Genomic DNA, 11989 nt, shown 5'->3' with positions numbered 1-11989 from the left:
CGAGAAGGCGCGAGTGGAGATAGAACACGTCGCCCGGATAGGCTTCGCGGCCCGGCGGGCGGCGCAGCAGCAGCGACATCTGGCGGTAGGCGACGGCCTGCTTCGAGAGGTCGTCGTAGGCGATCACGGCGTGCATGCCGTTGTCGCGGAAGTATTCGCCCATGGTGCAACCGGTGAACGGCGCCAAGTACTGCATGGGCGCCGGGTCGGAGGCGGTGGCCGCGACGACGATCGAGTATTCGAGCGCGCCGCGCTCCTCGAGCACCTTGACGAACTGGGCGACGGTGGAGCGCTTCTGGCCGACGGCGACGTACACGCAATAGAGCTTGGCGCTCTCGTCGGTGCCGGCGTTGATCGGCTTCTGGTTGAGGAAGGTATCGAGGATGATAGCGGTCTTGCCGGTCTGGCGGTCGCCGATGATGAGCTCGCGCTGGCCACGGCCGATGGGGATCAGGGCATCGACGGCCTTGAGGCCGGTGGCCATCGGCTCGTGCACCGACTTGCGGGGCAGAATGCCGGGTGCCTTGACGTCGACGCGCTTCCTCGTGTCGGACTTGATCGGGCCCTTGCCATCGATCGGATTGCCGAGGCCGTCGACCACGCGCCCGAGAAGCCCCTTGCCGACCGGCACCTCGACGATGGCACCCGTGCGCTTGACGTTGTCGCCTTCCCTGATGGTGCGGTCGTCACCGAACACGACCACGCCGACGTTGTCGGCTTCCAGGTTAAGGGCCATGCCGCGGATGCCGCCCGGGAACTCGACCATCTCGCCGGCCTGCACATTATCGAGCCCGTAGACGCGCGCGATGCCATCGCCGACCGACAGCACCTGTCCGATCTCCGAAACCTCGGCCTCCTTGCCGAAGTTCTTGATCTGATCTTTCAGGATCGAGGTGATCTCTGCAGCCCGGATGTCCATCACTTGACCTCGTCTCTTGGGGCGTTTTCTCTGTATGTTCTTTTGAAGCGCACCGGCAAGGCGCGCATGTCGTGTTCGAAGGGCGGGCGCCGGCCGGAAGCCTGGCGTCAGGCACCTCCCTTGAGTGAAAGGCTGAGGTTCGCAAGCTTCGTCCTAAGCGACGAATCGACCATGCGGCTGCCGAGCTTCACGATCAGCCCGCCGATCAGAGACGGATCTACCTTAGCCGCCAGCTTGACGTCCTTGCCGACGGTGGCCTTGAGCTGATCCTTGAGCGCCTGTGCCTGCGCGTCCGTCAGCGGGTGCGCGCTCACGACCTCGGCCGTCACCTCGCCGCGCGCCTTGGCCGCGAGCGCAAGGAAAGCGCGCGCCATGTCGGGCGCGGCAAACAGGCGCCGGTTGCGCGCAACGAGACCGAAGAAGTTCTTGGCGAGCCCCGAGACGCCGGCCTTGTCGAGCACGCTCGAGAGAGCGCGCACCTGATCCTCTGCCGCGATGACGGGGCTTCTGATGAGCCGCTGCAGATCCGGGCTCATGTCGTAAAGTTGCTGGAATTTGACGAGATCCTGCTCGACCTCGGAGACCGTGTTCTGCTCTTGGGCAAGATCGAACAAGGCTGCAGCGTAGCGCCCTGCGACACCAGCCACGATTGGTTCTTCTGTCGCCACGTCAGAAAATCTCGCGCGCTCAAGGGGTTGAAGAGCGCCGCGGCCGAAGCCACAGCCCTAAAATGTAAGGATGATACAGACGGATGGACCCGCACGTCGGCCATTGCTGGCCAGTGCCGTCCCCCATCGAAAACCCGCGGTTCTGTATCATGTACGTCACGGCGCATCAACCGGCCTCGGCGGGCCGGAACGCCGCATTTCTGCGGCCATTTCTCCCTCCTCCCCTAGCCGCGATACGACGCGCGCGGACCATAAAATAACGCAAAGCGGCATAGGGCCACCCGTAGGATTTCTACCGACGCGACCCCACATGCCCCGCATGGGTGGATGGATCACGCAGGAAGCCTGAAAAGCATGACGAGAGAAGGAGTATCAGGCATGAGGAGCACAAGAGTGTTGGCCCTCGCCGTGCTGGTTGCGCTGCCGTTTACGGCAACCGCCGCCGGCGCCGCACCGGCCACGCCACACACGGGCAGCGCTTTGTCGAAAATCGACACCCGCGCGCCCGTGATCGACGTCCGCAGACGAGGAGGAGGCGGTGGCAGCGGTTTGTTGGGCCGCAGCGGTGGCGGACCACGCATGGGAATGAGAGGCGGCGGACACCGCTTTGCCGGCTCCGGAGGCAGGCACGGAGCGCCTCTCCTCGGACGATCCGGCGGCGGTCGCCAGCACTGGCAAGGCGGAGGCCGGCGCCATTGGCACGGTGGTGGTGGCCATCGCCATCGCTTCCATCACCATTTCCGTCCGCGGTGGTACGGCGCACCGTATTACTATTATGACTACGCACCGTCGTACTACTACGACGACTATTATGACGACGACTACGATGACGCCGTCGTCTATGCCGACGACGCCGTCGAGCGCTGCGCGGCCCGCTATCGCTCGTTCGACCGCAGAACCGGCACGTTCCTCGGCAACGACGGCCGGCGGCACCTTTGCCCGTATCTCCGATAGCGGAATCGCTGCATAATTAACGCGACGATGAAACCGCGCCGGCAACCTCACAAGGTTGTCCGGCGCGACGTTTATCATTTCCCAATCAACATGAACGGAAGCTGCAAGCCCTGTTCAAGGTGAGTTCAGCCCGCCTTCGCTATCAAGGATCCCAACGTGCCGGAACAGTCCCGGCACCCGGATCGGAACGAAGGGGAACCTGACATGTCGTTCAAGAAGCTCACCACCTCTGCTGCCGTGATCGCCAGCCTGCTCGCCGCGAACCTGGGCCCGGTCGCGACCGCCGCGAATGCCGGCGATGGCTGGCATAGGAACGATGGCCGCGGCTATTCGCGCCATTACGACGGCCCGCGCCACTATCATGGCCCGCGCCATCGTTATTCCTACAAGCGCCATCGCCACAACCATGGCAAAGACATCGCAAAGGGCATCGCCATTGGCCTCGGCGTCCTCGCCGTAGGGTCGATCCTCTCCTCGGCGCATCGCTAGTGCGCGATCGCGTCGCTAAGCCGTCCTACAGAAAATTGTAGGGATCGACATCGACGGTGAGGCGCAGATCCCCCCCGATCTTGGGCAGCGCCTCACCCCACGCCCTCAGATAGGCCTGGATGTTCTTGTCCCGCGGCGCCTTGACCAGCAGGCGCCAGCGGTGACGCCCGCGCACGACCGCGATCGGCGCTTCCGCCGGCCCCAGCACCTCGATCTGATCCGCGCGCGGCGCCCGCTTGGCGACCTCGCGGGCGAACGTCTCCGCCAGATCCTTGTCCCGCGCCGAGATGACCAGCGCTGCCAGGCGGCCGAACGGCGGCAGGAGGCCGCGTCGGCGCATGTCGATCTCGCGCTCGAGAAAGCTTTCCCGGTCGCCGGAGATGATCGCCTCCATCACCGGGTGCTCGGGCATGTGCGTCTGGATGTAGCCGCGGCCCTTGGTGAGCGCGCGCCCGGCGCGCCCCGTCACCTGATGCAGAAGCTGGAACGTGCGCTCGCCCGCGCGCGGATCGGCGCCCATGGAAAGTCCGAGGTCGCCGTCAACGATGCCGACCGTTGCGAGCAACGGGAAGTTATGCCCCTTGGCCACGATCTGTGTGCCGATGATGATATCGACCTCGCCGCTCTCGATGGAGCCGATGATGCGGCGCATTTCCTCGAGCCCCGGGATGAGATCCGAGGAGAGCAGCGCCACGCGTGCCTCCGGAAAACGTTCCTTCACCTCCTCGGCGACGCGCTCGACTCCCGGCCCACAGGCGACGAGCGCACCCTTCTCGCCGCACTTGGGGCACGCCTCGGGAATCGGCAGCGAGAACCCGCAGTGATGACAGTTGAGACGGCGCCGAAAACGGTGCTCGACCAGCCACGCCGTGCACTGGGGGCATTCGAACCGATGCCCGCAGCTCCGGCACAGCGTGAGTGGCGCATAGCCGCGCCGGTTGAGAAACAGGAGCGATTGCTGCCGCTCGCCAAGCGTCTCCGCGATCCTGGCGACCAGCACCGGCGAAAGCCATTGCCCCTTCTCCGGCGGATGCGCGCGCATATCGATCGGCTTGACGTCCGGCAGTTCCGCGCCCGTGAAGCGTCCCGGCAGCACGATATGCCGGTAGCGCCCGGTGCGCGCGTTGACGTGGCTTTCGATCGACGGCGTGGCGGACGCGAGCACCACCGGAAACTTGCCGAGATTTCCGCGCACCACGCTCATGTCGCGCGCCTGATAGTGCACGCGGTCGTCCTGCTTGAAGCCCGCGTCGTGCTCCTCGTCGACCACGATGAGCCCGAGATCGGCGTACGGCAGGAACAGCGCCGAGCGCGCACCGACCACCACGCGCGCCTCTCCCGTTGCCGCCGCGCGCCAGACACGGCCGCGCTCCGCAGGCGACAGCGCCGAATGCCACTCGGCGGGCAGGCACCCGAAGCGCGCCACGAAGCGGCTCATGAACTGCCCCGTGAGCGCGATCTCGGGCAGCATGATCAAGGCCTGCCGCCCGCGCCTGATCGTTTCAGCCACCGCCTCGTAGTAGACCTCGGTCTTGCCCGAGCCCGTCACACCGTCGAGCAGCGACACCGAGAAGCCGTCGCCGTGCACGGCCGAGATCAGCGCGTGCACGGCCTCCGCCTGCTCCGGCGTGAAATCGGTTTTCCGGTGATCGGGATTGGGCTCGGGAAAGCGGCGCTCCGGGATCACCACCTCGACCAGGTTGCCCGACGCCACCAGCCCGTCGACGACACCGGTGCTGCAGGCCGCCTCCGCCGCCAGCGCCGACTTGGCGCGGATCTGCCCGTCACGGGCGAGATCGAGCGCGCGACGGCGCGCGGGCGTCATGCGGGCCGGCTCCGCGGCATCCGCGACCACGCGCACGCCGAACCGGGGCTTCTGCGGCTCGAACGCCGCCTGCGCGCTCATCATCATGCGCACCACCATGCCGAGCGGCGCCAGCGTGTAGCCCGCGATCCACTCGGCGAAGCGGAGCGACGCCAGCGGCAGCGGCGGCACGTCGAGCCGCTCCGTCAGCGCCTTCATTTTCTTTGGGTCGACCGGCCGCTCGCCGCCCCCTAGGGGAACGTCCCACACGACGCCGATACGCGTCTGCGCCCCGAACGGTACCAGGACGAAGGCCCCCGGCTCGACCGCAAGCCCCTGCGGCACCAGATAGTCGTAGGTCTGGTTGAGGGGCGCGCCTGGCATCAGCACCGGCGCGTAGGCCCGCGCGGCGCTTTCACCCTTTTCATTAAGGCCAAGGAGGCTATCCAAGTGGGCCTATACCGGATTAGAAGCTACCAATCAGTCTTCAGCGATAGCTTAGGCGGAGAGACATGGCGAGCTGACGGCCGCCGCCCTTCGCCGTGTTGCCAGGGGATGCTCCCGCCCGGAGAGCGCACAAAGGACCGAGAATGAAGTTTTTTGTCGACACCGCCGAGATCAACGAAATCAAGGAGCTGGCAGCGACCGGTCTCCTCGATGGCGTGACCACCAACCCGTCGCTGATCGCAAAATCCGGCCGCGACTTCAAGGAGACCATTGCCGAGATCTGCGCCGTCGTGGCCGGCCCCGTCTCGGCCGAGGTTGCGGCGACCGACTATGACGGCATGATTCGCGAGGCCCAAGTGCTGCGGAAGATCGCCAAGAACGTGGCGATCAAGGTGCCCCTCACGCTCGACGGCCTGAAGGCGTGCAAGGCGCTGACCTCGGACGGCACCATGGTCAACGTCACGCTCTGCTTCTCCGCGAATCAGGCTCTCCTCGCGGCGAAGGCCGGCGCCACGTTTGTCTCGCCGTTCATTGGCCGGCTCGACGATATCGGCTTGAACGGCATGGACCTGATCCGCGAGATTCGCGCCATCTACGACAACTATCAGGACCTCGAGACCGACATCCTGGCCGCCTCGATCCGCACCGTGAACCACGTCAAGGAGGCGGCGCTGATCGGCGCCGACGTGGCGACCATTCCGCCTTCGATCCTCAAGGCTCTCGTCAAGCACCCGTTGACGGACACGGGCCTCGCCCAGTTTGTCGCCGACTGGAAAAAGACCGGCCAGACCATCTGACGGAAACATATCTGGACTCCGGCCTACGCCGGAGTGACGGAGTATTTGAGGTACACGCCCCCTCATTCACCCTCGACGTCATCCCGGCGGAGGCTGGGATCCAGACACGTCGCGAGATAGGCAGGTCGCCGCCACTCCGAAACCACCTACAAAATGAAGAAGGCGAGCGGCCCGTTCGGGCCTGCCCGCCTTTTCCATTCGACCCGCGCAAGAAAGCTCAGATCTGCTCTTTGAGATCCTTGGCAGCGCGGAAGGCAACCTTCTTGCTGGCCTTGATCTTGATCGCTTCGCCCGTTGCCGGGTTGCGGCCCATGCGCGCCGGACGCTTGCGCACCTGCAGGATGCCGAGGCCTCCGATGCGGATGCGGTCGCCCTTCTTGAGATGCTTCGTGATCAGCGCGACCAGATCCTCGAGCACGGCGTTGGCCTGCTTTTTCGGAAGGTCGTGCGACTCGGAGAGTGCGGTGCCCAGGTGACGGAGCGTAACGGTGCTCACCGCCTTGGGAGCAGCTTTGGTGACGGTCTTAGCCATGAGTGTTTCCTCAGAAAAAGAATCAGAATCACCGCGAAAACATACAGCAACGTGTGAAGCTTCGCGGCTACAGAACCAGAAAGACTACGTTTTTTCGGCCTGCACGGGAGTTTAGGTCACGCTTGCACGCGCAACGGAGCGCAAAAACCCCCATTTTTCGGGCACAAATTGCACTCCGCGCGCAAGGCAACGTCGCAAGTTGCATAGCGCCGCGCGCGCCGTACCGCAATCGGTGGCGCGTTGCGAAACGCGATTCGCGCACGCACGTATTCTCCAGAGCAGCAAGAAACGCCGTCTTTTCAGGCCTTTTTTGAACAGCCCGAGGCGCGCGCCCGGTAGGACGTAAAGTGTCGCAGCGCCGCCCGCGACACGCCGCAAATCATTTACGATGCCTCAAGCGCGAAGCAGGAGTCTTGAGCGCATGACACGAAAGACCATCCACGACCTTCTCGATGCGGACGGCGAGCTGCCGCTGGCCGACGACCTCGCACGCGCCACCGCCGCGTGGTTCGACCACCTCACGCACGAGCGCGGCTACTCCCCCGCAACGCTCGCCTCCTATGAGCGCGACCTGCGCCAGTTCGTGGATTTCCTGAAGCGCGACCTGGGGCATCCGCCCTGCCTCGCCGATCTGGCGCGCCTCGACGTCAAGGCGGTCCGCCGCTTCCTGGCCGCTCGCCGTCGCGAGGGCACCGCCAGCCGCTCGCTCGCGCGCACGGTCTCTGCCTTGCGCACATTTTACCGCTGGCTCGAGGCGACAGGCCAGGTCGCGAACCGCGCCCTGGCTCAGGTCGCCATGCCGCGCATTCCTCATACGCTGCCGAAGCCGCTGACCGTCGACAAGGCAGCCGCCCTGGTCGAGACCGAGGAGGGCGAGCCGGACGACTGGATCCGCGCGCGCGACATCGCCGTCATGCTCCTGCTCTACGGTGCGGGCCTGCGCATCTCCGAGGCGCTCGGCCTTGCGCGCCGCGACGCGCCGGTCAGCGGCCGCGACGTGCTTCGCATCACGGGCAAGGGGGGCAAGGAACGGCTCGTCCCCATCCTCCCCGTCACGCAGCGTGCGGTGGAGCGTTATCTCGCGCTCTGCCCCTATCCGCTCGAGGCGCAATCGCCGCTGTTCGTCGGCGCCAAGGGCGGCCCGCTTTCGCCGCGCGTGATCCAGCTCGCCATCGCCCGCATGCGCGAGGAGCTTGCGCTGCCAGAAACGGCAACGCCGCATGCGCTCCGCCATTCGTTCGCCACGCATCTGCTGGCCGCCGGCGCCGACCTGCGCCAGATCCAGGAGCTGCTCGGCCACGCCTCGCTCTCGACCACGCAGGTCTACACCGAGGTCGACCGCGAGCGCATCCTGGCCGTCTACGACTCCGCCCACCCCCGCGCCTGACCTCGGATCACACCCCGCCTTTGCCCCTCGACCCCAAGTTCGCTATCTGTGGGGAAAAGAAGCTCGCAGGGAGGAGCAGGGCGAGATGCAGGCATTGAGATTGCTGGGTCTCGCCGCGCTGGCTGCGGCTCTATCGAGCCATGCCCCGCCGGCTTCCGCCCAGGCCAACGCAGCCCCGGGATTCCCCATGCGATGCAACGGCTTCAACCTGCTCGACAAGCTCGCGGCGATCGACCCCTCGCGTCGCGCCAGCATCGATGCGAAGACGGCCGCCCTCAAGAACGGCAACGCCGTATTCTGGAAGCTGGAGAAGCCGGGTACCGCGCCGTCCTATCTGCTCGGCACCGTCCACCTCACTGACCGGCGTGTGACGCAACTCGATGCGGGGATCAAAGCCGCGATAGGAAGCGCAACGGTGCTCCTCATCGAGAATGCCGCCAAGCCGTCCGGGCCGACGATGCGCAGCAACAGCGCCATTCTCGACGCCGGCATCTATACGGACGGCCGTTCGCTCGACACCGTGCTTTCCGAGAAGGAGTTCGAGGAGGTTCGCACCGCGACGGGCGGCATGCCGCCGGAGATCTTGCGTCGCTATCGGCCGTGGATGGTGTCCCTCATGCTGTCGGCGTCCGCGTGCGAGCGCCAGCGCATCGCCAACGGCTATCGCGTGCAGGACATGGTCGTCACCGAGCGAGCCGTCGCGAAAGGGATACCCGTCGAAGGCCTCGAGACCACGGAGGAGCAGATCTCCGCCCTGGCAGCGGTTCCCGATGACGAGCAGCTCGGCATGCTGCGCGCGAGCATCGCCCTCATCGGAGACAGCGAGAACCTGCGCGAGACGATGGTGCAACTCTATCTGACACGGCGCATGGGCGCGCTGTGGGAGCTTCAGCTCGCGCTGGCGGAGAAGGCGGGCGTTCCGGCCAGCGCCTTCGCGTCGTTCGAACGCTCTCTGATCATCGATCGGAACCGCAGGATGCTTGATGCGGCCCTGCCCCATCTGGAGCAGGGCGGCGCCTTCATCGCCGTCGGCGCCCTGCACCTTCCCGGCGAAGCGGGCCTCGTCGAGCTTTTCCGCACCTCCGGCTACACCGCCACCGCCATCGAGTAACGCGTCTCTCCCGGACGCAACCGGCGCGCAATGCGGCAACGCATCCGAACTCCGGCCTTCGCCGGAGTGACGGAGAAGGAGCCAACCGGCCGGACCAACCAATCTCGTCATCCCGGCCAAGGCCGAGATCCAGATACGTCGAGAACTGATGGCGAGAGGCCGCCGCACAAGGATACATCGTGCCGGCAGAGACCCGTGCCGGCACGACGAGCCCAGTCCTCACATATGAATTGCACGCTTGGCGACGGAGAGCGCCGCCTCCTTGACCGCCTCCGACAGCGTCGGGTGCGCGTGGCACGTGCGCGCCAGATCCTCCGCCGAGCCGCCGAACTCCATGATCACGGCCGCCTCCGCGATCAGCTCGCTGGCGTTGGCACCGATGATGTGCACGCCGAGGATGCGGTCCGTCACCGCGTCCGCCAGCACCTTGACGAAGCCGTCCGTCGTCTTGTTGACCTTGGCGCGGCCGTTGGCGAGGAACGGAAACTTGCCGACGTTGTAGCCAACGCCCGCCGCCTTCAACTCCTCCTCCGTCTTGCCGACGGACGCCACCTCGGGCGATGTGTAGATCACGTTCGGGATCACGTCGTGGTTCACATGGCCCGCCTGCCCGGCCAGGATTTCCGCCACCGCCACGCCCTCGTCCTCGGCCTTGTGCGCCAGCATCGGACCCGCGATCACGTCGCCGATGGCGTAGATGCCCGTGACGTTGGTCTCGAACTGGCCGTTGACGGTGATGCGGCCCTTCGCGTCGCGCACCACGCCCACGTCGTCGAGACCGAGCCCATCGGTGAACGGCACGCGGCCGATGGAAACCAGCACCGCATCGACATCCACGCGATCCTGCGTACCGCCCTGCGAAGGCTCGAGCGCCACCTCGAGCCCGCCCTCGCCGCGCTGCACGCCGACCACCTTCGTGCCAAGCCGGAACGTGAGCCCCTGCTTCGAATAGATGCGCTCCAGCGTCTTCGCGACATCGCCGTCCATGCCGGGCAGGATGCGGTCGAGGAACTCGACCACCGTCACCGACGAGCCGAGCCGCCGCCACACCGATCCGAGCTCGAGCCCGATCACGCCAGCGCCGACCACGAACAGCCGCTCGGGCACGGTCGGAAACGACAGCGCACCCGTCGACGACACGATCTGCTGCTCGTCGATCTCGATGCCGGGCAGCCTGGCCACATCGGACCCCGTAGCAATGACGATCGCGCGCGCCTCGATGACCTGCTTCTCGCCGCCTTGAGCCGTCACCTCGACGCGGCCCGCTTTGAGGATGCGCCCGGTACCGTGGAAAGCATCGATCTTGTTCTTCTTCACCAGGAACGCGACGCCGTCGACGTTACCCTTCACGCCCTCGTCCTTGAACGCAAGCATGCGCTTGAGGTCGAGCTCGGGCGATGCCTTGATGCCCATGCGGCCGAACCCGTGTCCGGCTTCCTCGTAGAGCTCGGAGGCATGCAACAGCGCTTTCGAGGGGATGCACCCCACATTGAGACACGTGCCGCCGAACGTCGCCCGCTTCTCGACGATCGCCGTCTTGAGACCGAGCTGCGAGGCACGGATGGCGCAAACATAGCCGCCCGGCCCGCTGCCGATCACGATGAGGTCATACGGGTCTGCCATCTGCCCAGCGCTTTCCTTCCGAACATGCCGCACGCCCTCCTCTCTTGTGGAGGAGGGCTAGGGACCTGACCCCTCCCTCACAAAAGGGAAGGAGAATCCCGTCTCAAAGCTCCAGGATGAACCGCTGCGGATCCTCGAGGCACTCCTTCACGCGCACGAGGAACGTCACGGCTTCCTTGCCGTCCACCAAGCGGTGGTCATAGGTGAGCGCCAGATACATCATCGGCTTAGCGACGATCTGCCCGTTCTTCACCACCGGCCGCTCCTCGATGCGGTGCATGCCGAGGATGCCCGCCTGCGGCGCGTTGAGGATCGGCGTCGAGAGCATCGAGCCGTAGACGCCACCGTTCGAGATCGTGAACGTTCCGCCCTGCATCTCCGCGATCGACAGCTTGCCCTCGCGCGCCCGCTTGCCGAACTCGCCGATCTTGGCCTCGATCTCCGCGATCGACATGCGGTCGGCTTCGCGCAGCACCGGCACCACAAGGCCGCGGTCGGTGCCAACCGCCACGCCGATGTGGTAGTAGTTCTTGAACACAATATCCTCGCCGTCGATCTCGGCGTTGACGGCCGGGATCTCGCGCAGCGCCTGGATGCAGGCCTTGACGAAGAAGCCCATGAAGCCGAGCTTGACGCCGTGTCGGCGCTCGAACAGGTCCTTGTACTGCGCGCGCATGGCGATCACTGCCGACATGTCGACGTCGTTGAACGTCGTCAGCATCGCCGCCGTGTTCTGCGCGTCCTTGAGGCGGAACGCGATGGTCTGGCGCAGGCGCGTCATGCGCACGCGCTCCTCGCGGCCAGCCTCGCTGACCGCCGACGGCACGCGCACGTCGGGCGCGGAGATCTCGCGCGCCCGCTGCGGAACGGGAACCTGCGCGGGCGCGCGCGCCGCGGGCGCCGGCTCCTCGCGTGCGGACTCGGGCACCGGCTCGAGCTTCGGACGCGCCGCCGCCTGAGCGACGGCGGCGACGACATCCTCCTTCAGAACCTGACCGCGACGGCCACTTCCTGCCACGTCCTCGGCGGCAAGCCCGGCTTCGGCCAGATGCTTGCGGGCGGCCGGGCTCGGCGGCGCACGGAACTGCGACGGCGCCGGCTCCAACGGCACCTCACGCGGCGCCGGCCGCTCGGGCGCCGCGGCGGGAGCAGGCGCGGCTTTCGGCGGGCTCTGCGCGGCGCCGCCCTCGGCGAGCGCGCCGAGCACGGCCCCGATGGCTACCGTCGCCCCTTGCTCGACGAGGATTTGCGAAAGCTG

Annotated in this window: 11 protein-coding genes; 5 read left to right on the top strand and 6 right to left on the bottom strand. The window is 66.3% G+C overall.

What is annotated here, in order from left to right:
* Together atpA and IT540_RS16425 are read right to left on the bottom strand one after the other, a co-directional pair.
* Positions 1-919, bottom strand: a 919-nt coding sequence (gene atpA / locus IT540_RS16430) for a F0F1 ATP synthase subunit alpha (protein ID WP_291180421.1), incomplete at its 3' end; no start/stop codon positions are given.
* Between the two features lie 107 nt (positions 920-1026).
* A complete protein-coding gene (locus tag IT540_RS16425; protein WP_291180418.1) occupies positions 1027-1587 on the bottom strand; it encodes a F0F1 ATP synthase subunit delta in 561 nt (186 codons plus the stop codon).
* A gap of 378 nt (positions 1588-1965) precedes the next feature.
* Between IT540_RS16425 and IT540_RS16420 the strand changes: the two genes are divergently transcribed.
* A complete protein-coding gene (locus tag IT540_RS16420) occupies positions 1966-2541 on the top strand; it encodes a BA14K family protein (protein WP_291180415.1) in 576 nt (191 codons plus the stop codon).
* A 204-nt stretch (positions 2542-2745) separates the two neighbouring features.
* A complete protein-coding gene (locus IT540_RS16415; RefSeq protein ID WP_291180411.1) occupies positions 2746-3030 on the top strand; it encodes a hypothetical protein in 285 nt (94 codons plus the stop codon).
* Positions 3031-3055: 25 nt separating this feature from the next.
* On the opposite strand, the gene IT540_RS16410 is transcribed toward IT540_RS16415, so the two are convergent.
* Entirely contained in the window at positions 3056-5284 is a 2229-nt protein-coding gene (locus IT540_RS16410; protein WP_291180408.1) for a primosomal protein N', read from the bottom strand.
* Positions 5285-5424: 140 nt separating this feature from the next.
* On the opposite strand from IT540_RS16410, the gene fsa reads away from it, so the two are divergent.
* Complete coding sequence (gene fsa, locus IT540_RS16405; protein ID WP_291180405.1) at positions 5425-6078, top strand: fructose-6-phosphate aldolase; 654 nt, start codon at positions 5425-5427, stop codon at positions 6076-6078.
* A 217-nt stretch (positions 6079-6295) separates the two neighbouring features.
* Here the strand turns inward: fsa and IT540_RS16400 are convergent, their stop codons facing one another.
* Complete coding sequence (locus tag IT540_RS16400; protein WP_291180402.1) at positions 6296-6610, bottom strand: HU family DNA-binding protein; 315 nt, start codon at positions 6608-6610, stop codon at positions 6296-6298.
* 421 nt (positions 6611-7031) lie between these two features.
* Here IT540_RS16400 and IT540_RS16395 point away from each other — a divergent pair, with 421 nt between their 5' ends.
* On the top strand, positions 7032-7997 hold the full coding sequence (locus IT540_RS16395) for a tyrosine recombinase XerC (protein ID WP_291180399.1): 966 nt from the start codon (positions 7032-7034) through the stop codon (positions 7995-7997).
* Positions 7998-8082: 85 nt separating this feature from the next.
* Complete coding sequence (locus IT540_RS16390; RefSeq protein ID WP_291180396.1) at positions 8083-9108, top strand: TraB/GumN family protein; 1026 nt, start codon at positions 8083-8085, stop codon at positions 9106-9108.
* Between the two features lie 219 nt (positions 9109-9327).
* On the opposite strand, the gene lpdA is transcribed toward IT540_RS16390, so the two are convergent.
* Positions 9328-10731 carry a dihydrolipoyl dehydrogenase gene (lpdA, locus tag IT540_RS16385; protein WP_291180394.1) on the bottom strand — a complete coding sequence of 468 codons (1404 nt, stop codon included), beginning with the start codon at positions 10729-10731 and terminating at the stop codon, positions 9328-9330.
* A 103-nt stretch (positions 10732-10834) separates the two neighbouring features.
* A partial coding sequence (odhB, locus tag IT540_RS16380; RefSeq protein WP_291180391.1) for a 2-oxoglutarate dehydrogenase complex dihydrolipoyllysine-residue succinyltransferase occupies positions 10835-11989 on the bottom strand: 1155 nt, incomplete at its 5' end.

The organism is Hyphomicrobium sp., assembly GCF_020852195.1.
In the GTDB taxonomy this organism is placed as follows: Bacteria; Pseudomonadota; Alphaproteobacteria; order Rhizobiales; family Hyphomicrobiaceae; genus Hyphomicrobium_C.
This window is presented reverse-complemented; position numbering and strand designations above follow the sequence as displayed.

Bases quoted from the DNA above. Each gene is read 5' to 3' on its own strand.
- IT540_RS16420 (WP_291180415.1), top strand. From the start codon at position 1,966: ATGAGGAGCACAAGAGTGTTGGCCCTCGCCGTGCTGGTTGCGCTGCCG.
- IT540_RS16415 (WP_291180411.1), top strand. From the start codon at position 2,746: ATGTCGTTCAAGAAGCTCACCACCTCTGCTGCCGTGATCGCCAGCCTG.
- fsa (WP_291180405.1), top strand. From the start codon at position 5,425: ATGAAGTTTTTTGTCGACACCGCCGAGATCAACGAAATCAAGGAGCTG.
- IT540_RS16400 (WP_291180402.1), bottom strand. From the start codon at position 6,610: ATGGCTAAGACCGTCACCAAAGCTGCTCCCAAGGCGGTGAGCACCGTT.
- IT540_RS16395 (WP_291180399.1), top strand. From the start codon at position 7,032: ATGACACGAAAGACCATCCACGACCTTCTCGATGCGGACGGCGAGCTG.
- IT540_RS16390 (WP_291180396.1), top strand. From the start codon at position 8,083: ATGCAGGCATTGAGATTGCTGGGTCTCGCCGCGCTGGCTGCGGCTCTA.
- lpdA (WP_291180394.1), bottom strand. From the start codon at position 10,731: ATGGCAGACCCGTATGACCTCATCGTGATCGGCAGCGGGCCGGGCGGC.